This is a genomic window from Autumnicola psychrophila (assembly GCF_031846645.1).
GTDB classification, from domain to species: domain Bacteria; phylum Bacteroidota; class Bacteroidia; order Flavobacteriales; family Flavobacteriaceae; genus Autumnicola; species Autumnicola psychrophila.
Genome location: NZ_JAVRHN010000007.1, coordinates 1 through 23888 on the forward strand (window position 1 = coordinate 1; position 23888 = coordinate 23888).

The window sequence follows — 23888 nt, forward strand, 5'->3', positions numbered from 1 at the left end:
ATGGCTCCTATAAGTAATTGCTTGTTCTCGCCTACTTCTGAAAATCCTCTCGAATTTTCAGTTCGGTGTGTACTTGCAAAATTAAGTGCTAACCCACGCAACTACTCATAGCCGAACCTTTGGCAACAATATTTTAATGAAACGAAAAATTCATATAGACACAATCAAAGCATTACTTTCAAAGACAGGGAATAAATGTGCCTTTGATGGCTGCGATCACCCCATTTTCGATCAAAACAACCTCTATATTGCTAATTTGTGTCACCTTGAGGGAGTTTCTGAGAACGGTCCTAGGCATAACAGAAATCATGCAATTATTCAAAACAACTCCTTTGATAATTTGATGTTCCTCTGTTACAGGCACCATAAAGAAATTGATAGTAATCCACAAAAATTTTCTGTTGAAATACTGAAACAATTTAAGTCAAATCATGAAGCTAAATTTGACGAGACTTAATTACGAATAGACAAAAATCAAATTGACCAAATCCTATCTGAAAACGAAATTTACTGGTCTTATTTTCAAAAAGACTATAAAACCGATCATGAAATTCCAGAACTAAGATTTGATGTCGAAGCGAATGCTAAGTTTGAGGATTTATATAATGCGGTTCATGAGACGTTGGATTCACTTGAAAGTATATTAGGAATTATTGATTTTAAAAAGCTAGAACATTTTGAGCTCTGCATTGGATTACCAAATCATATGATGCAAATTCATTTTCTAATAGACCAAATGAGGATAAAAAACATAGAATTAGAACTATCACTCAGCCCTCATGATATTGAGTTAAAATATAAATTAGCTGAGGTAAGAAAAGACTTTAAAGAGCTATCAAAAATTGCATGTAGAATAGATTGAAAAGCTGTCCTAACAAATGGGGGTACTTCAAAATTACCCCCCAAAAGCGAAACTGATTTTACTTGTTGCACCCGATGCTATTTCTTATTATCCAAAAATTGGAATGACACGACATGAATTTTGCTATTTCCTGGAAGAAATAAAAGTGCTACGCGACAGTGTGTAAACCAGTTCTCAAACTATAAGAGCTTATTTAGATCCTGACTTCCTATAATTGCCATTATTTCAACAATATCGTCCATTATCCTGTAGTAAACAAGTGCAAATTCCTATAATTCCAATGGAATTGGAATCGGGTTTTAAATAATATTGTTTTATTCGAAAAATAGCGAGGGTCGAAAATTGTCAATTTTCGACCCTCGCTATTTTTACTTTGGTTCAATCCTATGTTTCTACTTCGCTTCTCTGTTACTCCATCGTATCCAGGATCTTATCGATATCTTCTTCTGTCGTATCAGGATTAATAAAACAGAAGCGGGCAACGCTCTCTTTCTTCCATTTTGTGGGTGTTACCAGCGCAAAACCATTACGATGATTCCTATACGTCCACTCCTTATATTCTTCCGGAGACCAATTTTTTCTTCGGAATAAAACTACAGAAAGACTTGTTGGTCTTACCATTTCCAGGTTTTCCCGTGCTTCTATTTTTCTGGCGGCTATTTGCGCGAGTTCTATTCCGCGTTCAATTGCCCAACGATATTTTTCTGTTCCGTGCATGGCAAGCGAAAACCACAAAGGCATTCCCCTAACCCTTCGGGTAAGCTGAATTTGATAATCTGCCGGGTTAAAGCCCTGTGCCCCTTCATCCTGAAATATTTCCAGGTAAGAGCCTTCCTGTTGGTGCGCATTTTTTGCCAGCTCGAGGTTTTTGTAAATCACCGCGCCACAGTCATAGGGCGAAAACAGCCATTTATGAGGATCTATCGTAATACTGTCTGCTCTTTCAATACCGTTGAACAGATGCCGGACAGAGTTTGCCGCAAGGGCTCCTCCCCCATAAGCGCAATCCACATGAAACCACACATCTTCCTTTTCACAAACATCAGCAATTGTATTTAGCTCATCTATAATCCCGGCGTTTGTGGTACCGCCTGTTGCCACTACGGCAAAAAGTCGTTTCCTGTCCTTCTCTTCAAGTTCATCAATGGCATTCTGCAGCTCCCTGCCTGTAAGCTTTTCCTCTTCAATATCGATCATCACCACATCGGCATCTATCACCTTTGCCATTGCCTGGATAGAGCTATGGGCACCGTGGGAAGTAAGCATCAAAGCTTTTACTCCTATATTTTTTGAATTGCGGGCGCGCCATTCTTCTCTTGCAGCCACCATAGCCGAAAGGTTAGCGGCAGTTCCCCCGCTCGTAAAAACTCCAAAAGCGCCATCGGGCAATCCGGTAAGGGAAACCAACCATTTCATCGCCTGGTTTTCACAAAAAATTCCGCCGGCACCTTCCATCCAATAAGCTCCATGAATACTGGAAGCCGAAGTCACCAAATCGAACATAATTGCTGCCCTTGTAGGTGCTGCCGGCACAAAAGCCAGGTGGCGTGGATGGTCAATAGGCACAGTGGCTTTTACCAGTACATCTCTAAAAAGCTTAAAGGCATTTTCGCCTCCAATTCCTTCAGGAGTAATAGTTTTACCCACCAGCCTGAACAATTCTTCTTCTTTTTTAGGCGCTCCCATAGTGGGAGTAATATTTGAGATACGGTCTATAGTGTACTTCATAACGTCCAGCGTCATTTCCACCAGGTCCATATCTATGGTATGCATTTTATTTGTATTCTCAGCTTTATTCAAAAGTCAAAATTTTAAAATTTTCGTCTAGAGGATTAAGATGCTCGATAAGCGCAGGAATAAGCGCTTGGCCATATTCAGCATAAAATTCAGAGAAATTCGCCTGGCGTTCCTGTAAGGCGCCATTGGGAAAAAGTGCATTCTGAAGATTGGCAATCCTGGCTACCTCATCCTTTAATTTACGTTTCTGCGCTTTCAGAAGTCGCTTTTCCAGGTGATCCAGCCCTTTTAACTGCTTTACTTCCTGAGCTTTTACGGCTCCAAGGAAGGTTTTATCAGTCTTTTCAGCTAAATCATACATCTGCTGAAACTGTTGTACAAGCTGCTCTTTTTGTGATGAAAAATCGATGTCGATATTTGAGATTTTTCGCACCTTTCTATTAATAAGTTCGTGCTGCTTCAGAAAAAGCTCTTTATTGGAAATATCCAACTTCTCCCGCTTCTTCTGCTGTTTTTCAGTCTGGATTAAAGCTGAATTCCTCAAAAGCAACATCGGAAAAGGCACATTTTCGGCCTTGAAATATTCTTTTAATTCCAGCCAGTATGCAAGTTCACCACCACCGCCAATATAGCAGAGGTTTGGCAAAATCACCTCCTCATACAAAGGCCGCATCACAACATTCGGACTAAAACGCTCCGGATTTTCTTCCAGTTCCCGAATCATTTCCTCCCGGCTCCACTTAATATCCTCTCTTTCGTGCACAAAATAATTCCCTTCCCGTTCTATAATTCTTTCCCGGTAATCTTCCGTCAAATAAAAAAGGTTGATTTCCCGCGGATTAACCTGAACAGTATATCCTGATTTATTTAGCTCATCAAGAGTTTTAGAAGTGTTCTTATGGGAAAGCTGGTCCAGAAGTTCATTTTTTGCGTAAGGAATAAATTCCTTTTTCAATTCCTTCTCCTGTGCATCCAGGATTACGAGTCCATAGTCTTTAAAAAGCTCATTTGCTAAATAACGTGTTGCGTCGGTTAAATTATTATGCTGCAGATAAGCTTTTTCAAATAATTCCTTCAGAAAAGCTGCATCTTTCCCGACTCCTATTTCTGCAGAAAAAAGATTAAAAACTTCCTGAAGACCTTCGGTACTTAAAAATCCAACGGCTGTTTTTCCGGCTTTCTTATCAGCATAATTCCATTTGAACTTTTTACCCTTCAGATTAAAAAAGTTGATTTCCTCAAAATCGTGATCTTCTGTAGCCATCCAGTAAACCGGCACAAAATTATATTCCGGATGCTTTTCTTTCAGAATTTTTGTAAGATTAATAGCGGAAACGATCTTGTAAAGAAAATATAAAGGTCCGGTAAATAAATTCAACTGGTGACCGGTTGTGACGGTAAAGGTATTGTCTTCTCCCAGCGACTTTATATTTTCTGCGGTGGCATCTGAAATTTCCACATTATCGTACTGCTTTTGCAACGCCTTCACTAGAACCTGTCTTTTTTCCGAAGAAAAAGAAGCCTTCTTCTCCTCTATCTGATCCCGAAAATTGCCAATTTCAGGGTACCGGTTATAATATTTGTGCACATCTGTTTTCTGAGACAGATAATCCAAAATTAAGCTGGTAAAATAATTTGTTTCGGAATAGGAAATACAATCTGATGGCATGCGCTGAGATCAATTTTTTGTAAAGATAAGGTGTTTTGCACACTAATGTAAATTCTTCCTTTTTTAGGATTTTATTAACACCAGAAAGCTCTTCAACTTCCAATTTTTCATTTTTAATACTGAACAGATTCCGTCATTTTCATCGCCTGCAGTATCTTTACCCAAATTTTAACCAGATCTTCTTTTAAATGAAGCAGCTATTTTTACTATTCGTTTTTCTACTAATAAACTTTCAGTTTTCCAATGCGCAGCAATCGCCTGCAGAATTTCTCGGCTATGAGTTGGGCGAAGAATTTTCCCGACATAACGATGTGGTAAATTACTTTGAACACGTTGCTGAAAATTCCCCGCTGGTGCAATACCATACTTATGGTAAAACTTACGAGCGCCGCGCATTGACCTATGCGATAATTTCTTCCGAAGAAAATCTTCAGAACCTGGAAAATATCAGAAAAAGTCACTTGGAAAACGCCGGACTTTTAAATGCAGAAAATAATCCAGGTCAAAAAATGGCAATTATCTGGCTAAGTTATAATGTGCATGGCAACGAAGCTTCCAGTACAGAAGCGGCCATGGCTACGCTTTATTCTTTAATTACAGAAAAACAGGAATTGCTGGAAAATACTGTGGTTATTATTGATCCCGCTGTTAATCCTGATGGACGGGACCGTTATGTAAACTGGTACAACCAGGTAAAAGCTGAACCTTTTAACACCGCCCAGGCTGCTACAGAACATCACGAACCATGGCCGGGAGGACGACCTAATCATTATTTATTTGACCTTAACCGCGATTGGGCATGGGCAACACAGATAGAAACCAAACAGCGACTTAAAATTTATAATCAGTGGATGCCGCATATTCATGTAGATTTTCATGAACAGGGAATAAATGATCCATACTACTTTGCGCCTGCTGCAGAGCCTTTTCACGAAGTAATCACTCCTTTTCAGCGGGAATTTCAGACGAAAATTGGCAAAAATAACGCTGCATATTTTGATGAAGAAGGCTGGCTATTTTTTACCAAAGAACGTTTCGATCTTCTCTACCCTAGCTACGGCGACACTTATCCCACTTATCTCGGCGCCATCGGGATGACCTTTGAGCAGGCGGGACATAGCCGCGCCGGACTGGGAATAGAAACAGATGAAGGAGAAATCCTGACTTTAAAGGACAGAATTGCCCACCACTTCACCACCGGACTTTCTACTATTGAAGTGGCTTCACAAAACGCTCAGGAACTAAATGCGGAATTCAATAAGTTCTTCAGCAATCAAGAAGAATTTGAATATAACAGCTATGCCCTTAGCGGAAATCCGGATAAAATCGCAGCTGTTAAGCAGCTCCTGGACAGGCATGAGATAAAATATCAAAATGCGGAAAATCAGAAAATCAGAGGATTTAATTTCAGTAGTGGCCAAAGCAGCACTACTAATGCAACAGAAGAAACGCTTGTGGTAAGCAGCGACCAGCCAAAAGGCAAAATGGTAAAAGTGCTTTTTGAACCGGCCACCAAACTGGTCGATTCGCTTACTTATGATATCACTGCCTGGAGCATTCCTTATGCCTATGGACTGGAAGCAATTGCAAGCCCGCGCAGTATTTCTACTGCCATTACTACTCCGGAAAAGAACATTGAAAACACTGCAAATCCTTCGGGAGCAGGGTATATTTCCAAATGGAACAGTATGCAGGATGCACGTTTTCTGGCTGCACTTTTAAAAGAGGATATCAGGGTGAGATTTTCAGAAGTTCCTTTTGAAAGTCAGGGTCAGCAGTTTGACCACGGAAGCCTTATCATCACAAAAAGCGATAACCGCTCCACTGAAAATTTTGATCAAAAAGTAGTGGAAATTGCCAACCAATATAACCGACAACTTCTTACCGCTAAAAGCAGCTTTGCCACCGGCGGCCCCGATTTTGGATCACCGGACGTGAAACTGGTAAACCCACAACGAATTGCGGTTCTTAAAGGAGAAAATACCTCTTCCCTTAATTACGGTGAGATCTGGTATTTCTTTGAGCAGGACCTGAATTATCCAATTACGCGAATTGATACAGATTACTTTGATGAAATTAATCTTGCCCAATTTGATGTATTGGTACTACCTGAAGGCTATTATGAAGAAGTCTTTACAGAAACCGTTTTGGAAGATATTACAGAGTGGATCCGTAATGGTGGAAAACTAATCGCGATTGGCGAAGCTGTAGGTTATTTTAGCGGAAAGGAAAATTTTCAGTTGAAGGAAAATGAAGCCCAAAAGCCGAAAGATTCTACAGCATCAGGAAATCTTATTCCTTATAATCAGCGGGAAAGGGAAAGCATCAAAAATTTGATCACCGGAAGCATTGTAAAAACAAAAGTGGACAATACCCATCCTATGGCCTTTGGATATAGTGACAGCTATTTCAGCTTAAAACTGAGTAGTGACAGTTACAGTTTATTGAATGACGGGTATAACGTTGCTTACATTCAGGATCCGGAAATAGTTTCGGGATTTGCCGGAATTGAAGCTCAGCAAAACCTGAAAGATTCTGTTGTTTTTGGAGAAGAGAGCCTGGGCAACGGAAGCATAATTTACCTGGTAGATAATCCGCTTTTCAGATCCTTCTGGGAAAACGGAAAACTTTTCTTTGTGAACTCCCTCTTTTTTGTAAATAATTAGTCAGCATAAATGATTCTTCTTCCGCTGAAACCATGCTTAAAATAAAAGACTAAAATTCATTTCTGAATGATATATTTACACCAGAAATTCATATAATGTTTATAGACATCATCCTTTTGGTTTGTGGCTTTGCAGCCCTCATTTTTGGTGCAACAAAGCTTGTAGATGCAGCCTCCAGTGTAGCCGTAAAAATGGGTATTCCCAATATTGTTATCGGGTTAACCATTGTTGCCTTCGGGACTTCTGCTCCGGAACTGGTGGTGAACCTTTTTGCTGCGGTTAGCGGTAGTACCGAAATGGTTTTGGGTAACGTGCTGGGTAGTAATATTTTTAATATCCTGGGAATCCTGGGAATTGCTTCTATTATTTATCCATTGACGGTTAAAACCAACACCACCTGGTTAGAAATACCCTTAAGCCTCCTTGCAGCTGTGTGTGTCCTTGTAATATCAGCCGATGTTTTACTCGATGGCACTCCAGATAATATTATTTCCAGGTCTGAAGGGATTGTTTTACTTCTGTTCTTTGCAATTTTTCTTGTGTACAATTTAACCATGGCAAAAGCAGGTGGAGAAGAGGAAGAAATGGAGACCAAAGATTATACTACCGGAAAGGCTGTTGTCTTTATGATCCTTGGCCTGGCCGGTCTTATACTTGGCGGCAGGTTAATAGTTGACAGTGCAGTAGGCATTGCAGAGGTTATAGGACTTTCAGAAAGAGTGATTGGTCTTACCGTGGTTTCTATTGGAACTTCGCTGCCGGAACTTGCCACATCTATTATTGCTGTAAGAAAGAAGAACGTGGATATTGCAATAGGAAATGTAGTAGGATCTAATATTTTTAATATTTTCCTGATTCTGGGCATTTCTACCACCGTTGCTCCGCTCTATCTGAATGATGGTGCGTTTTTTGATATTTTCGTCAATATCGCAGCAGGTTTGCTCCTTTTCATTTTTATTTTCACCGGAAAAGGAAGAAAACTGGAACGCTGGGAAGGAATTTTATTATTGGGATTATATATTGCTTACGTTAGCTACCTCGTGGTAGCATAAAATCTGCTAAAACAAAAGATTAAAACCACATGAATATCAGAAATTTATTCTTTACTCTTTTTATAGCCTTGATCTTCGGAAATGTTTCCGCTCAGGATCAGCAAAATGTATCAACCAGATTTAATGTCGATTTTGAAACATTTACTTTAAGAAACGGATTGAATGTTATTTTGCACGTAGATGAATCTGATCCTGTAGTTGCCGTCGCATTAACTGCTCATGTAGGTTCTGCAAGGGAAAAAGAAGGCCGCACAGGATTTGCACATCTCTTTGAACATTTGCTCTTCCTTGAATCTGAAAATCTTGGAAAAGGCGGACTCGATAAAATGAGTGCGCGTATTGGAGGAAGCGGGGCAAATGGTTCTACCAGCAGGGACAGGACGAACTATTTCCAGACCATACCCAATGATGCCCTGGAAAAAATGATCTGGGCAGAAGCAGATAAACTCGGTTTTTTTATCAATACGGTAACTGAACCCGTACTCGCGAAGGAAAAAGAGGTTGTGAAAAATGAAAAAAGACAACGTGTAGACAATGCTCCTTACGGCCACACGATGTATGTAATCGATAAAAATCTATATCCAGAAAGCCATCCTTATAACTGGCAGGTAATTGGTTCTCTGGAAGACCTTCAGAACGCTACTCTGCAGGATGTAAAAGATTTCTACAACAAATGGTATGTTCCCAATAATGTAACGCTGACTATTGCCGGCGATTTTGACAAAGCACAAGCTAAAGAATGGGTTCATAAATATTTTGATGAAATTCCACGTGGTGACGAGATGCAAAGGCAGGAAAAACAACCTGGGACTCTGGCTGAAACAAAGAAGTTATATTACGAAGATAATTTCGCTAATTTGCCGGAACTAACACTTGCATGGCCGTCGGTCTATTCTTACCACGAAGATTCTTATGCCCTGGAATTGCTCGCCAGTTATCTTTCTGACGGAAAAAATGCGCCGCTTTATCAGAATCTTGTAGCAGACAAACAGCTAACGGGAAGAGTGAATATGTTCAATTACACTTCAGAACTGACCGGGCAGCTGATGCTTCAGGTAAGAGCTTATGATGGTAAAGATTTGGATGCTGTAAAGGCAGCCATTGAAGAAACCTTCAGAAAATTTGAAGAAGAAGGTATTCCGCAGAAGGATTTAAAAAGAATAAAAGCAGGGCAGGAAAGCAATTTCTACAATAGTATTTCCAGCGTTTTAGGGAAAGGCTTTCAGCTCGCTCAGTATGAAATCTTCGCCAACGACCCCAATTACATCAACAAGGAAGTCGAAAAAATACTTTCGGTAACTGCGGAAGATGTGATGCGGGTTTATGAGAAATACATTAAGAACAAACCTTATGTCGCGACTAGTTTTGTTCCGAAGGGACAGGTCCAACTTGCTTTAGAAGGCTCTGAAGAAGCTGAAATTGTGGAAGAGCAAATCGTGGAAGGAGCTGAAGGCGATATCGATTTAAATGAAGATGTCGCTTACGAAAAGACGCCGACAACTTTCGACAGAAGTACTGAACCTCCCTACAGCTCAAAACCAGAGCTAATTGAGCCGGAAGTCTGGGAAGCTAATTTACCTTCCGGATTAAGCCTTTCCGGGATTAAAAATACAGAAGTTCCTCTTGTGAAATTCGCTTTGCAAATGAAGGGCGGCCTGATGCTGGAAGATCCTGATAAAGTGGGAGTCTCTAACCTTTTAGCAGAATTAATGACAAAAGGAACAAAGGATAAAACTCCGCAGGAGCTGGAAGAAGCCATAGAACTTTTGGGATCTGATATTGACGTTAACACCAGTGACGAAAGAATTACCTTAAGCGGAAGTACCCTGGCCAAGAATTATGAGGAAACGATGGAACTCGTAAAAGAAATCCTCCTAGAGCCGCGTTGGGATGAAGAAGAGTTTCAGCTGGCAAAACAGGAAGTGCTAAGCAGGATTCAGCAAATGGAAGCTGACCCAAACAGCATTGCGAGCAATGAATTTAAGAAATTGGTGTACGGTCCGGAAAATATCCTTTCCCATAACATTCTCGGCACAAAAGCTTCCGTGGAAAGTATTACTATGGAAGACCTGAAAAGTTACTATAATACCTACCTCTCCCCTTTAAGTTCTGACTTTATGGTTGTGGGTGCACTGGATAAAAAAGAGGCTGTGGATCCGCTAAAAGGAATTGGAGCTAACTGGCCGGTTAAAAATTTCCGTTTTCCGGAAATACCGGAACCTCAAAAACCGGAAGAAGCCCAGGTATATTTTTATGACGTCCCGGGTGCAAAACAGTCGGTTTTCAGGTTCGGGACTCCGGCATTAGCTGCAACAGATGAAGACTTTTATCCTGCAGAAGTAATGAATTACCGACTTGGTGGCGGAAGTTTTGCTTCCCTGCTTACACAGGAATTAAGGGAAGGAAAAGGTTATACCTACGGAATTCGTTCCGGGTTTTACGGTGATGAAAATACCGGTCCTTTTATGATCTCCACAGGAGTGCGCTCCAATATTACCAACGAAGCTGCTTTACTGATAAAAGAAATCCTGGAAAAGTATCCGGAAAATTTTGACCGGAATGATCTGGAAGTTACTAAAGGTTATATGATAAAAAGTAATGCCAGAAAGTTCGAAACTTTAAATTCTAAGCTGGACATGCTAAGTGATATCAACAATTACAATCTGGATAAGAATTACGTAAAACAACGGGAAAAACTGGTGGAAGAAATGACTGTTGAAGGAATTCAGAACTTAGCTAAAAGATATATTGATCCCGATAAAATGTACTACCTGATTGTTGGCGACGCTGAAACTCAGCTTGACCAACTTGAGGTACTTGGCTATGGAAAACCTGTTTTATTAGATCCATCTGCTAAATAAATTATTTTCTATTATAAATTTTTTTTATTTAATGTCATTTCTTGATGACACGGAAGAACAGGAAAATATAAAAACCGGCTTCTAAAAGTCATACCTCATAAATGGCAAATATTGTATTTTAATTTAAAGCTGGTCGATAATTGGCATTTTTTGCGGCACACTTTTTCTCAAATTTCTATAAGAAATATTTTACCTGAACTGTTAAGAATTTCCTGTATAAGTTCTCTACATAAGAAGTTTTATTATTTTTATGAAGACAACTTAGAATGTTCAGATTATAGATTGAAGAAATTCTCAAAATATTCCTCTTTTGCCCTTTCCGGATTTATTCTCGCCTGTCTCGTAGCTGCATATTTTGTATTCCCGGCTTTTAAGGATTTTATAGATGAGACTGTAGCTGTGATCCTTAGCGGTAATACTGAAGAAACACAGGCATATTTTGAAAAATTTGGAGTTTGGGGTCCTTTAGCCATTATTGTATTTATCATTTTACAAATGTTCCTAATTGTTTTTCCTTCCTGGTTACCTGTAATTGTTGCAGTAATGGCATATGGTCTTTGGCTGGGAGTCCTTATTTCTTTAACCGGTGTTATGTTAGCTTCTGCAATTGGATATTATATCGGCATAAAATTACAGGGACCTTTACAAGGAGTAGTTGGAGAAGACAAACTGGAAAAAATGGATTTCTGGATTAATAATTACGCTTTTGGATCTGTCATCCTTTTTAGAATTTCTCCGTTACTCTCCAACGATTCCATAAGTTTTATTGCAGGAATGCTTAGAATGAAATTCAAGAAATTTATGTTGGCTACTTTCTGCGGAATGCTTCCCCTATCTATAGCCATTGGTTATTTTTCCGAAGATATTTCAACTTTGGAAAACGGCATGTACTGGATTGGCGGCGTGGGGATTATCGCTTACGTAATTTATATCCTTATTGACTACAAGAAACGTAGGAAAAATAAAGCAAATGATTAACTTGAAGGCAACGGATGTCAGTTGCCGTTGGTGAAAATTAATATCCGTTCTATGAAGAAGTTGTTACGCTACCTCCGGAATGGCATTTTTATCTTTTTACTCCCATTCTTCATCTACCTGATATTGGCAGTAACTGGAAGTCTCATTCCGGTGAATAATCAGAAGACAAATACAGAAAAGGAAATACCAGTCTATCTTATTTCCAACGGCGCACATACAGATTTGGCAGTTCCTATTCAATCTGATCTTTGGGATTGGAACAAAATAATAAAAGAAGAACATTTTGGCACTTCTCCCAAAGATTACCAGTACATTGGGTTTGGTTGGGGCGATCTCGAATTTTACAGGACTACCCCGCAGTGGGAAGATCTTACTTTAAAGACCGCCTTTAATTCCCTTTTTCTGGATACACCGGCAGCACTACACGTGGAATTACATAAAGTAATTCTTCAAAATGAAAATACAGTTGCATTGTCCATTAGCAAAGAACAATATGCTGAACTTGTCGAATATTTCCACAATAGCTTTGAGCTGGATGAAAACGGAATATTCGGCCTGTACCAAATCTTCATTACAACTCCCGCGATGCATTTTACTATGCCAAAGGTTCTTTAAATCCATTTAAGACCTGTAACACCTGGATAAATAGCGGACTGAAAAATTCCAAAATGAAAGCCTGTCTTTGGACTCCCTTTACCCAAGGCATTTTTTACCATTACCCTTAGACTTTTTATCATTTTTTTATAACTCCTCATTTCAATAGTCCTTTTTAAAATACTTAACTTCAGGAAGTAACCTAAAGATGAAGTGAGATGATTTCTGTGAAGACTGATGATACCGAATTAAAAAAATATTACCACAAACTTGAAAATTCCGAAGATCTGGATCCTCTTCTGGACAGGATCGGGAACTCTAAATATGTACTTTTAGGTGAAGCCAGCCATGGCACCCATGAATACTACACCTGGCGGGCGCAGATTTCGAAAAGACTTATAGAAGAAAAAGGTTTTTCATTTATCGCTGTTGAAGGTGATTGGCCAGATTGCTATAAGATTAATAAATGGATTAAAGATTATCTCAATTCCGGAGAAAATATCCAGGATGTATTGAAGGAGTTTAACCGTTGGCCCACCTGGATGTGGGCAAACTGGGAAATTGCCGCTTTTGCAACCTGGCTCAAAAACCATAATAGCAAAATTATTGACGAAAAGAAAATTGGATTTTATGGACTGGACGTTTACAGCCTCTGGGATTCTATGGAGATCCTTGTTGATTACCTGGAGAAAGAAGATCCTGAAACTGCGAAAATTGCCAAAAATGCCTTTCAATGTTTTGAGCCGTATAAAGAAAAAGATTCTTACGCATCTGTATTTAAGTCCGCAAAAGAAGGCTGTAAAGCAGAAGTCGTAAAGCTTTTGAAAGAAGTGCGGCATAACGCTCATAATTATAACACCGAAGAGGAAGCCGATTTAAATGCGGAAATAAATGCGCTTGTAATGGCCAATGCCGAAAAATATTATGAGTCTATGGCAGGTTTTGGGGAGGACTCATGGAACGTGCGCGACCGGCATATGGTGGAAACACTAAATACTTTAATGGATTACCATGATCCTGATGCAAAAGTGATTGTTTGGGAACACAACACCCATGTTGGTGACGCACGTGCTACACGAATGGCCGCCAGCGGACTCCTTAACGTAGGGCAACTTGTGCGGGAACAGCATAGCGATGAAGGTGTGGTGCTGGTAGGTTTTGGATCGTATTCAGGATCGGTGATGGCGGGCAGTAGCTGGGGTGCTCCCATGCAGAAAATGAAAGTGCCAAAAGGAATTGAGGGAAGTCTGGAACGACAGCTCCATAAATTTGATCCTGCCGATAAACTTATAATTTTTGATGAAAATCCCGAACTAAAAGAAGCTTTTTCAGAAAAAATAGGCCATCGCGCAATAGGTGTCGTTTACCATCCCGATTGGGAAAGAGGCAATTATGTCCCCTCCCGGATGTCTGATCGTTACGACGCTTTCCTGTTTATTGATGAAACCGAAGCTTTGCACCCTTTAAAAATTAAACCGAAAGGCGATCTCACACCAGAGACTTATCCATTTGGAATATAAACAACAACTAAAAGAATTTACGACAATAAACCAGAACAGCTATGAAAGAATTAAATGAAATAACAGAAATTTTAGGAGACGATGCTTCTTATTATCTTGACCACGTCAGCAAAAAAATTCCGAAGGAGCGGCTACAAATTCCGGGACCGGAAAGCGTAGACAATTTTAGAGAAAGCGACAGGAGTCCGCAAGTATTGAAAAATCTCGCTCAGCTCTACAACCACGGAAATCTTGGCGGAACGGGTTACATTAATATTCTACCTATCGATCAGGGAATCGAGCATTCAGCCGCATTTTCCTTTTATAAGAATCAGGATTATTTTGATCCCGAGAATATCATTAAACTGGCGTTGGAGGCCGGGTGTAACGGCGTTGCATCTACTTTTGGTGCACTTGCCCTTCACTCCAGGAAGTACGCTCATAAAATTCCGTTTGTAGTGAAGATCAATCATAACGAGTTGCTTACTTACCCAAATAAATACGACCAGATTTCCTACGGAACCGTAAAAGAAGCATGGAACCTGGGAGCAACGGCCATAGGAGCCACTATTTACTTTGGATCAGAACAGAGCAACCGACAAATTCAGGAAATTGCCGAAGCTTTTGAAGAAGCACACCAGCTGGGAATGGCTACCATCTTGTGGTGTTATACCCGTAACAGCAAATTTAAAACTAATAGCGATGATTATCACAGCGCAGCAGATCTTACCGGACAGGCTAATCACATTGGCGTCACCATAAAAGCCGATATTATTAAGCAGAAACTACCGACCAACAACTTCGGTTTCCGGGAAGTTGATTTCGCCAAGTATGATGAAGAAATGTACGAAAGCCTTACCACAGATCATCCAATTGATCTTTGCCGACTTCAGGTTGCTAACTGCTATATGGGAAAAATTGGCTTGATAAACTCCGGAGGCGGGTCCAAAGGGGAATCAGATTATAAGGAAGCCGTAAGAACTGCAATTATCAACAAACGTGCAGGTGGCAGCGGACTCATTATGGGAAGAAAAGCTTTTCAGCGTCCTTTAAAAGAAGGTGTGGATATTCTGGAAAGCGTACAAAGTGTGTATCTGAATGATAAAATTACGGTAGCTTAAACTCATGTGAATAGTGAGTAGTGAGTAGTGAGTAGTGAGTAGTGAAAAGTGAAGAGTCTTAAAAAATATTTATCCCGACCTGCAAGGTTTTAAAAACCTTGTAGGTCTTTTTTTATTCAAGATCTAATCCTACAAGGTCAAAAAAAGACCTTGCAGGAGAAATGTATCAGAATGTTCTTTTCAGAGGAAGTCTAAACCGACCTTACCTTAAGTACCTTTCTGGCCGGTTTTTCAGCTTTTACGTTTACCGCTTCCCCGTATAAATCAAAGTCGGCAGCTTCAGTAATTTTAACTTCGTAGTATTCTGCAGTTTTCAGATAAACTGAAGTAGCATCAATTAGAACTTCGTTATCAACATCTGGAGAATCAGATTCTGTACGACCTACATAGTAATTTCCCTCTTTTCGATCTATGACAACTTTAAAGACCTGTCCGATTTTCTGCTGATTCAGTTCCCAGGAAATCTGGGATTGAATTTCCATAATTTCATTGGCACGCTGCTGCTTTACTTCCTGCGGCACGTTGTCTTCAAGATTATAAGCGTGCGTATTTTCTTCATGAGAATAGGTAAAACAACCAAGCCGCTCAAACCGCATCTCCTTTACCCATTCTTTCAACTCCTGAAAATGAGCTTCAGTTTCACCGGGATATCCTACAATAAGTGTAGTTCTAATAGCCATTTCCGGAACCCTGCTTCTGAATTCCTTCAGAAGATTGGTCGTTTTCTCATGAGTTGTACCACGACGCATCGACTTCAGCAAATCATCCGAAATATGTTGCAAAGGAATATCGAGATAATTGCAAATTTTAGGCTCCCGCTTCATAACATCCAAAACATCCATCGGGAAACCAGTTGGGAATGCATAATGAAGACGAATCCATTCGATTCCTTCCACCTTCACAAGGTTTTCAAGAAGTTCAGCTAAATTCCGTTTTTTATAAAGATCTAGTCCGTAATAAGTAAGATCCTGTGCGATTAGAATAAGCTCTTTTACTCCCTGGGCTGCGAGATTTTTAGCTTCGGTTACTAAATTTTCTATTGGAGTAGATTTGTGGCCACCCCGCATAAGCGGAATTGCACAAAAAGAACATGGACGGTCGCAACCTTCAGCAATTTTAAGGTAAGCGTAATTTTTTGGTGTTGTAGTCAATCTTTCACCAATAAGCTCATGCTTATAATCGGCTTCCAGGGCTTTTAAAAGCCCGGGCAATTCTGTTGTTCCGAAGTATTGGTCAACATTTGGAATTTCCTTTTGAAGATCTGGCTTATAACGCTCACTCAAACATCCTGTAACGAAGACTTTATCAACCTCACCCTGATCCTTTTTCTCTACAAATTCAAGAATGGTATTCACCGATTGCTCTTTGGCATTATCAATAAAACCACAGGTATTAATCACCACAATATTTCCCTCTTCCTCGTGCACTACATCCTTTTTATTGGCACGTAGTTGCCCCATCAAAACTTCACTGTCGTAAACATTTTTACTACAGCCAAGAGTTACTACATTAATCCTGTTCTTCTTGATCGACTTCGTCCTCATACTCAAATTTTCTATTTATCTGCTTTTCTTAATTATCACGAATTCTGTGATTACTAACCTTTTAAAAGCGGGTGCAAAGATACAACCTATTATTAAAACTCTTTAACTCTCGCAAAGGAATTAAGAATGTTGTGCTGCAAGAAAAAAGAACAAAGAAAAGTCTTTTTATAAGATGCAGTTGTTTGAAAATCAGTAATTAAAACCCAGCAGAAAAAATTGATGTTAATTGAAGTATTGCTGAAGTGCCACCATCCACTCCATTTCGTAATAACGTACTATGGATATTACAATCACACCAGCAATTACATACGCCCAGCTATATTTTTCAGTTTTCATCATATAGGCACCAACGGCTACAAATAATACATAAGGAATACTTAGCACAAGATTTGGCAAAACCCATGCACCTCCAAAAAGGGCAATTATCTTCATGATAATATAGAAGACGCTATAGAAGAATATGATTTTAGAAATTAGAACGAGGTTTCGTCTGGACATTAATAGTTGTAATTTTCCGGAGAGATCCGGCGTTGGGAAACTGTTTCAAATTCTCCAGCCCATTTGAGCAGCTGCTGTTCTTCAAACGGTTTAGCGAAAATTGTGAGCCCGCGGGGAGCGCCATCTTCGCCATAGCCCATGGGAACGGTGATACCTGGATACTGTGCAACCGCCGCATAGCCCGCGTGATAATTATTGATCGAGATTATCGCATCCAGATTGTGCTCCTGCATAGGAACATCAAAAAATTCCCTTCCATTAAGTCTGAGTGTATCTTTAACGGCTGTAAATTCCTGTTCTGTGGCAGAATCCTTCATAATTCCTTCAAACAAAGATTGCCCGTATGGCGCTCTTGTGAGTGAATCCTGAGTATTATAACGGTAAACATCCTCTACACTGGAAACCTCCAACTCCCCTCCATAATTCTGAAAATAAGCCGGAAGATCCTTCTTCATATCTAAATTGAGCAGTCGTAAAAAATTTGGCAGTTCAATTTCTTCAGCTTTATAGACAATTACTTCTGCCCCTGCATTTTTGAGATCGTTTACAGCACGCACATAAAGCGAATCTTCCATTAAGCCTTCAATAGCACCAAATCGTTTTCCGTCTAAAGAAGAATTTTCCAGAGAAGTATAATAATCAGAAACCACAGTAGTATTTTTTGTAGTGGGATCCTCTGGATCATTTCCCGCCATTGCTGAAAGTAAAATAGCATTATCTATTACAGATTTTGTAATAGGTCCCGGAGTATCCAGCGTGCTCGAAATTGGAATAATTCCGCTACGGCTTAAAACACCAATTGTGGGTTTTAAACCTACCACTGAATTTTGACTGGAAGGTGATAAGATAGATCCTGAAGTTTCAGAACCTACTGCCACAGGAGCAAGATTTGCCGCCACAGCCACTGCACTCCCCGAACTTGATCCTCCTGTGTCCAGAATTTTCCTTCCGTAGGGATTAAGAGTTTGCCCTCCAACTGCCGAATAACCACTGGGACATTCTCCGCAGAAAAAATACGCCCATTCGCTAAGATTTGCCTTTCCAAGGATTAAAGCACCGTTTTCCTTCAGTTTTTCGACAATAAAAGCATCATCTGTCTGATTATTCTGAAGTGCCACCGCACCAGCTGTCGTAGGCATGTTTTCGGTATTGATATTGTCTTTTAGAAGCACCGGAATACCGAAAATTGGATGTTTTTGACCTTCATTACTAGCCTGATCCTTTGCCCTGGCTTCTTTCAAAAGATTCGGGTTTAGAAAAATGACCGAATTTAACGACCGACTATTATTTCTATCAAATTTCTGAATCCGTTTTAGGTAAAAAAGTGCCAGTTCTTCGTAAGTAAGTGCTCCGGACTGTATTGCGTTCTGAATTTCAGGAATATTCTGATCAAAAATCAGTGGTTTTACTTCGGAATAACGCTCTTCAGAGAAATTTGCCAATTCTTCAGCAAAAGGAGCCATAAGAGAATCCTTATTGATAAATTTTGAGTCTAAAACTAAGTATTCTGGCTCTTCAGAAGCATTAATGGTATCCTGAACAGGCTGTTCAGCTTCATTTTTCTTATTATCTGCACAGGAAAGTACAAGAAAAGCCAAAAAAACTAAAATGATCTTTTTCATTAATTTCTGTGTAAAAGCAAATTTAGCGGTACCTCAAAAATGGCAATTATCGACCTACTGTATTTATCTATTTAAAGAAAGAATCTACAAATTCGTACTTATTGAAAACCTGCAAATCTTCTACTCCCTCTCCTACTCCAATATATTTTACCGGAATTTGAAACTGATCGCTGATTCCTATAACCACACCGCCTTTGGCAGTTCCATCTAATTTAGTGACCGCAAGTGAGGTAACTTCTGTAGCCGCCGTAAATTGCTTAGCCTGTTCAAAAGCATTTTGACCTGTAGAACCATCTAAAACGAGCAAAACCTCGTGCGGAGCATCTGGGATAACCTTTTGCATTACACGTTTTACTTTGGAAAGCTCCTTCATAAGGTTAACTTTATTGTGTAACCTCCCGGCGGTATCGATTAGAACAACATCTGCATTCTGTTTAACACCTTCCTGAACCGAATCGAACGCTACCGAAGCCGGATCGCTGCCCATATTTTGTTTTACAATAGGAACGCCCGTCCTGTCTGCCCAAATTTGAAGCTGGTCTATCGCTGCCGCCCTAAAAGTATCGGCCGCACCAAGGACCACTTTTTTCCCGGCACCCTTGAACTGATGCGCCAGTTTCCCGATAGTTGTCGTTTTTCCTACTCCGTTAACTCCCACGACCATTATTACGTAAGGCTTAGTATTTTCAGGCACATGAATTTCTGAAGCTTCACCGCTATTGGTTTCAGAAAGAAGTCCGGCGATTTCTTCGCGCAGGATCTGGTTAAGTTCATCTGTCCCCAGGTACCTGTCGCGGGCCACGCGCTCTTCTATTCTTTTTATAATTTTAATGGTCGTTGCCACACCAACATCGCTGCTCACCAAAACATCTTCCAGATCATCCAGCACCTCTTCATCTACCTTTGCTTTACCGGCTACGGCCTTACTCATTTTTGAGAAGAAATTACTTTTGGACTTTTCCAGTCCTTTATCCAGCGTTTCTTTCTTTTCTTTGGAAAAAATCTTCTTAAATAAACTCATTTCTTGATAGGTTTAGAATCACGAAATTCCGGAAGAAATTTCCAGAACATGAAGTGTAAATATAAACAAAAAGAAAAAGCCGTCCAGATGATATCGGGACGGCTTTTATTCTATACAATGGGAAAGTTTCCGATTATTTTTTATTCAAAAAATCGTTTACGTCCTCAGGAGCCATTATCGATTCAACAAATGTATAGGCACCTGTCTTTGGAGATTTAACCATTTTAATTGCTTTGGTTAATCTTTTTGTCCCTGTTTGGATTGATCCTACTGATTTCTTTGCCATGACTCAATTATTTAATTTCTTTATGAACAGTCATTTTCTTCAAGATAGGATTGAATTTCTTCAACTCTAATCTATCAGGGCTGTTCTTTTTATTTTTGGTTGTGATATATCTTGAGGTTCCAGGTTTTCCTGTTCCCTTGTGCTCTGTGCACTCTAATATAACCTGTACTCTATTACCTTTCTTTGCCATTTCGTTCTGTTTTTTTGCTTAGGACTTATTTCTTCATGAATCCTTTTTCTCTTGCCTCTTTAATTACAGCAGAGATGCCTTTTTTATTGATATTTTTAAGCGCAGATGTTGAAACTTTCAAAGTAACCCATCTATCCTCTTCAGGAATAAAAAAACGTTTTTTAACCAAATTGGCATTAAATTTACGCTTGGTCTTATTCATTGCATGAGAAACATTGTTCCCGACCATCGCCTTTTTACCTGTAAGTTCACAAACTCTTGACATTGCTCTATTCTTTAAACTCGTTATTTCAAAACAGGCTGCAAATTAACGATTTTTTTATATAACAGGCAACCTAAAATAAAAATTATTTAAAGGAATTATATCAGAAAAAATACTGCTAAAAAACTTCCTTTTAAATGCAATTCCTGCTTAAATTTGGGTTAATTCCCTTAAAATCAACTCGAAAGATTTATTTACGGTTTTCTGAACCACCTGCTCCCTGCTGTTTCCAAAAACAAATTTTTTAGAATATACACCAGTTGGGGTAGCGAGACCTATAAATACAGTACCCACATCGGCATCACTTTCACCTTTTGTGGGACCGGCATTTCCTGTTGTTCCTATGGCATAATCAGATTTAAACATCTCTTTTGTATTCATTGCCATCTTCTCTGCAACTTCAGCGCTTACCACACTATACTTTTCAATTAATTCTGAAGGCACATTCAGAATTTCTTTTTTTGCCTGGGTAGCATAAGAAACGATACTGCCCTTAAAGCAGGAAGAAGCTCCGGGATTAAGGGTAAACTGGGCTGCCAAAGCCCCGCCGGTACAACTCTCTGCAGCCGAAAGGAACTGATTTCTGGAAGAAAGCAATTTGCTTATTGTCTCCTCAATATTATCATCTTCCGAAACTGAATCAGCTATAATATCTTCCAATAAAGGATAAAGTTGCTCAAACTCCTTTTCTATAGAAAGTTTTAATTCCTCTTCATTCTCACCCTTTCCGGAAAGTCGTAACCGCACATTTCCAAGATCTGGCAAGTAAGCAAGTTTTAGGTCTTTAGGAAGGTTATTCTCCCATTCTTCAATGCGCTCTGCCAGCGCACTTTCTCCCAATCCATAAGTGCGTATCGTTTTGTGGTAAATAAACGGCCTATTAAACTCCTCCTTTAACCTGGGAATGATTTCCCGTTCCATTAGTGTCTTCATTTCAAAGGGAACTCCCGGAACAGCTATAAAAACTGTTTTATCCTTTTTTAGCCACAAGCCTGGTGCGGTGCCATATTTGTTATGTAATACGGTAGCTTTCGAAGGGACCATTGCCTGTTCACGATTTAAATCGGAAACCTGGGCATTTTCAATTTTTTCAAAAATTTTCTCGATGTTCTTCAGAACATCTTCATTAAGCTCCAGGACATCATCAAAATATTCAGAAAGGCAATATTTTGTTAGATCGTCTTTAGTTGGACCAAGTCCTCCAGTGATAATTACCACCTCTGCCCTTGCTGCTGAATCCCTGAGGGTTTGAAGGATATGTTCTTTTTCATCCTGAATTGAAATTATCTGATGAACAGCTATTCCTATCTTATTCAGTTCCTGTGCAATATGTGCAGAGTTGGTATCTACGATTTGCCCGATAAGGATCTCGTCACCAATGGTTATTATTTCAGCAGTCATCAGAGGTCAAAATCTTGTTTTAAGGCGTTACTCGCAACATTTACTTTTTCAGAAATTGTTGTAGCCGCTTCAGGAACTTCATCTTTCATTTTCCCTTCCTTGGACCAGGCTTCGATTATGCGAATCTGGTTCATCAAATTAAGACCAAAAAGCTGAAGGTTAGGTTTCATTTTATGGGCGAATTGATAAGCAAGACCTGCATTACCATTAGCAATGGCCTCCTTCATTGCTTCTACATCTGGTGGGATTTCTTCCAGAAAAGTTTGCACCACCACTTTCATAAAATCTTCGTCCCCACCGGCCATTTCTTTAACTTCTTCCAGGTTATAGCTACTCATAGGTTATTTGATTTGGATTGAAAATATCTGTTCTTGTTCGATAAAACCTACTAATCTATCATTGGTCTCCACTTTACCCACGCCTGCAGGGGTACCTGTAAAAAGGACATCCCCGATTTTAAGTGTAAAAAATGTGGAAACGTAGGCAATTAACTGATCAATCTTCCATAACATTAGAGAAGTATTGCCATTTTGAACAGTTTTTTCGTTTTTTAAAAGACTAAAGTTAAGATTATTTATATCTTTTATCTCTTTTTTTGGCAACCATTTCTCACCTATTACGGCTGCTCCATCAAAGGCTTTTGCTTTTTCCCAGGGCAATCCTTTATCTTTGAGTTTCTTCTGAAGATCCCTTGCGGTAAAGTCTATCCCGAGGCCAATTTCATCATAGTATTTATGCGCAAATTTTTCCTGAATATGCTTACCCACTTTTTTGATTTTCACCAAAACCTCAACTTCGTAATGGACATCATTAGAGAAATCTGGGATAAAAAATGGCTGTTTCTTAAGTAAAATAGCAGTATCCGGCTTCTGAAAAATTACAGGGTCTTCCGGCTTTTCATTTTTCAATTCTGAAATATGATCGGTATAATTTCTTCCAATACAGATGATCTTCATATAATGACAATTATTGTATTTTCTTCAGTTTCAAAAAAAAATTTTTTTTCTAAATTGAAGAGCTTAGAGCTTGTTATTCAGCTTTCTTAACTTAATTGCGGTAAGTACTTTTTTAGTGTACAGTGGAAAATCGGCATTTTGAATCCATCCAAAATATCCAGGTTCTTCTTCCAGCACTTTTTCTACTCCTTTTCCCTTGTACTTTCCAAAAGCAAAAATTTCCTGGCCTTTCTTATCGTAGGTAATAAACCCGGCAAAATCGGCAAATCGCCTTCTTGCGCTAAAGCCTGCCAACCACTTAATATCATTGGTTAAATCGTCATACTTATCGAGCTGGGATTTTAAAACCTCATAGGTCGCATTGGTATCTGCCTGAGCGCTATGGGCATCTTCCAAATTTTTTCCGCAGTAAAACTGGTAAGCTGCAGAAAGGGTACGCTGCTCTTTTTTATGAAAAATCGTCTGTACATCTACCGCCAGCATATTTTTCATTTCAAAATCTACACCTACCCGCAGCAACTCTTCAGCTAAAAGCGGAATATCAAACCTATTGGAATTGTATCCTCCCAGGTCGCAGCCTTTAATCATATCGTAAACCTGGTTTGCCAGCTCTTTAAAAGTAGGTTCATTCGCTACTTTTTCGTTAGAAATTCCGTGGATAGCGATTACTTCCTCGGGAATTTTCATCTCGGGATTTACCAGCCAGGTTTTACTTTCTTTGTTTCCGTTAGGAAAAATTTTGAGAATAGCAATCTCTACAATTCTATCCTTAACCAGATTAGTTCCTGTTGTTTCAAGATCAAAAAAACAAATAGGCTTGGTCAGATTTAATTCCATGAAAATATTTTTTTCAAAGATACTATAAAATGATTTTCTGGAAATAATTTATGGAAAAAGGGATAATGGTAAAATTTCTCCGGAGCAAGCCCACGGAGCATTTTAATGGAACCGTTTTTAAATTTCAAAACATTTGCTAACGAGACAAGTCTCAGGGTAATTGCCCTTATATAATAAAAATAACAAAAGCCATGAAAAAATTCATGGCCTTTGTTATTTCTGCTTATAAATT

The 23888-nt window shown here is 39.4% G+C and carries 23 protein-coding genes; 10 read left to right on the top strand and 13 right to left on the bottom strand.

Going from position 1 to position 23888, the window contains the following annotated elements; all coding sequences use genetic code 11:
• Positions 1-136: 136 nt before the first annotated feature.
• Positions 137-457, top strand: coding sequence for a hypothetical protein (locus RM541_RS10135; protein WP_311500052.1), 321 nt, complete (start codon positions 137-139; stop codon positions 455-457).
• 421 nt (positions 458-878) lie between these two features.
• Positions 879-1028 (top strand): hypothetical protein, encoded by a 150-nt coding sequence (locus RM541_RS10140; RefSeq protein ID WP_311500053.1) that lies wholly within the window; start codon positions 879-881, stop codon positions 1026-1028.
• Between the two features lie 242 nt (positions 1029-1270).
• Here the strand turns inward: RM541_RS10140 and RM541_RS10145 are convergent, their stop codons facing one another.
• A complete protein-coding gene (locus RM541_RS10145; RefSeq protein WP_311500262.1) occupies positions 1271-2635 on the bottom strand; it encodes a pyridoxal phosphate-dependent decarboxylase family protein in 1365 nt (454 codons plus the stop codon).
• 19 nt (positions 2636-2654) lie between these two features.
• A complete protein-coding gene (gene bshC / locus RM541_RS10150) occupies positions 2655-4268 on the bottom strand; it encodes a bacillithiol biosynthesis cysteine-adding enzyme BshC (RefSeq protein WP_311500054.1) in 1614 nt (537 codons plus the stop codon).
• Positions 4269-4456: 188 nt separating this feature from the next.
• Here bshC and RM541_RS10155 point away from each other — a divergent pair, with 188 nt between their 5' ends.
• The 8 genes from RM541_RS10155 (at position 4457) to RM541_RS10185 (ending at position 15039) form a co-directional block, all read left to right on the top strand.
• Complete coding sequence (locus tag RM541_RS10155; RefSeq protein ID WP_311500055.1) at positions 4457-6934, top strand: M14 family metallopeptidase; 2478 nt, start codon at positions 4457-4459, stop codon at positions 6932-6934.
• A 95-nt stretch (positions 6935-7029) separates the two neighbouring features.
• A complete protein-coding gene (locus RM541_RS10160) occupies positions 7030-7986 on the top strand; it encodes a calcium/sodium antiporter (protein ID WP_311500056.1) in 957 nt (318 codons plus the stop codon).
• A 29-nt stretch (positions 7987-8015) separates the two neighbouring features.
• Positions 8016-10847, top strand: a complete 2832-nt coding sequence (locus RM541_RS10165; protein ID WP_311500057.1) for a M16 family metallopeptidase — start codon at positions 8016-8018, stop codon at positions 10845-10847.
• A gap of 282 nt (positions 10848-11129) precedes the next feature.
• Positions 11130-11825 (top strand): TVP38/TMEM64 family protein, encoded by a 696-nt coding sequence (locus tag RM541_RS10170; RefSeq protein ID WP_311500058.1) that lies wholly within the window; start codon positions 11130-11132, stop codon positions 11823-11825.
• Between the two features lie 51 nt (positions 11826-11876).
• Positions 11877-12440 (top strand): DUF2459 domain-containing protein, encoded by a 564-nt coding sequence (locus tag RM541_RS10175; RefSeq protein ID WP_311500059.1) that lies wholly within the window; start codon positions 11877-11879, stop codon positions 12438-12440.
• Positions 12374-12550 (top strand): DUF2459 domain-containing protein, encoded by a 177-nt coding sequence (locus RM541_RS17500; protein WP_432264675.1) that lies wholly within the window; start codon positions 12374-12376, stop codon positions 12548-12550. The genes RM541_RS10175 and RM541_RS17500 overlap by 67 nt, the downstream gene beginning before the upstream one ends.
• A gap of 87 nt (positions 12551-12637) precedes the next feature.
• Positions 12638-13939, top strand: a complete 1302-nt coding sequence (locus RM541_RS10180; protein ID WP_311500060.1) for an erythromycin esterase family protein — start codon at positions 12638-12640, stop codon at positions 13937-13939.
• A gap of 41 nt (positions 13940-13980) precedes the next feature.
• Complete coding sequence (locus RM541_RS10185; RefSeq protein ID WP_311500061.1) at positions 13981-15039, top strand: class I fructose-bisphosphate aldolase; 1059 nt, start codon at positions 13981-13983, stop codon at positions 15037-15039.
• 191 nt (positions 15040-15230) lie between these two features.
• On the opposite strand, the gene rimO is transcribed toward RM541_RS10185, so the two are convergent.
• The 11 genes from rimO to RM541_RS10240 form a co-directional block, all read right to left on the bottom strand.
• Positions 15231-16583, bottom strand: a complete 1353-nt coding sequence (gene rimO / locus RM541_RS10190) for a 30S ribosomal protein S12 methylthiotransferase RimO (protein ID WP_311500062.1) — start codon at positions 16581-16583, stop codon at positions 15231-15233.
• Positions 16584-16805: 222 nt separating this feature from the next.
• Positions 16806-17081: a hypothetical protein gene (locus RM541_RS10195; RefSeq protein WP_311500063.1), complete on the bottom strand. Its 276-nt coding sequence runs from the start codon at positions 17079-17081 to the stop codon at positions 16806-16808.
• Complete coding sequence (locus RM541_RS10200; RefSeq protein WP_311500064.1) at positions 17081-18703, bottom strand: amidase family protein; 1623 nt, start codon at positions 18701-18703, stop codon at positions 17081-17083. Before RM541_RS10200 ends, RM541_RS10195 begins: the two co-directional genes overlap by 1 nt.
• 67 nt (positions 18704-18770) lie before the next feature.
• On the bottom strand, positions 18771-19724 hold the full coding sequence (gene ftsY, locus RM541_RS10205) for a signal recognition particle-docking protein FtsY (protein ID WP_311500065.1): 954 nt from the start codon (positions 19722-19724) through the stop codon (positions 18771-18773).
• A 133-nt stretch (positions 19725-19857) separates the two neighbouring features.
• Positions 19858-20010 carry a DUF4295 domain-containing protein gene (locus tag RM541_RS10210; RefSeq protein WP_311493427.1) on the bottom strand — a complete coding sequence of 51 codons (153 nt, stop codon included), beginning with the start codon at positions 20008-20010 and terminating at the stop codon, positions 19858-19860.
• 7 nt (positions 20011-20017) lie between these two features.
• On the bottom strand, positions 20018-20200 hold the full coding sequence (gene rpmG, locus RM541_RS10215; RefSeq protein ID WP_311484496.1) for a 50S ribosomal protein L33: 183 nt from the start codon (positions 20198-20200) through the stop codon (positions 20018-20020).
• A 25-nt stretch (positions 20201-20225) separates the two neighbouring features.
• Complete coding sequence (gene rpmB / locus RM541_RS10220; protein ID WP_311484497.1) at positions 20226-20465, bottom strand: 50S ribosomal protein L28; 240 nt, start codon at positions 20463-20465, stop codon at positions 20226-20228.
• 147 nt (positions 20466-20612) lie between these two features.
• Positions 20613-21863 (bottom strand): competence/damage-inducible protein A, encoded by a 1251-nt coding sequence (locus tag RM541_RS10225; protein WP_311500066.1) that lies wholly within the window; start codon positions 21861-21863, stop codon positions 20613-20615.
• Positions 21863-22201 (bottom strand): Hpt domain-containing protein, encoded by a 339-nt coding sequence (locus tag RM541_RS10230; RefSeq protein ID WP_311500067.1) that lies wholly within the window; start codon positions 22199-22201, stop codon positions 21863-21865. The genes RM541_RS10225 and RM541_RS10230 overlap by 1 nt, the downstream gene beginning before the upstream one ends.
• A gap of 3 nt (positions 22202-22204) precedes the next feature.
• A complete protein-coding gene (locus tag RM541_RS10235; RefSeq protein WP_311500068.1) occupies positions 22205-22819 on the bottom strand; it encodes a fumarylacetoacetate hydrolase family protein in 615 nt (204 codons plus the stop codon).
• A gap of 63 nt (positions 22820-22882) precedes the next feature.
• Entirely contained in the window at positions 22883-23656 is a 774-nt protein-coding gene (locus RM541_RS10240) for an exonuclease domain-containing protein (RefSeq protein ID WP_311500069.1), read from the bottom strand.
• Positions 23657-23888: the final 232 nt, after the last annotated feature.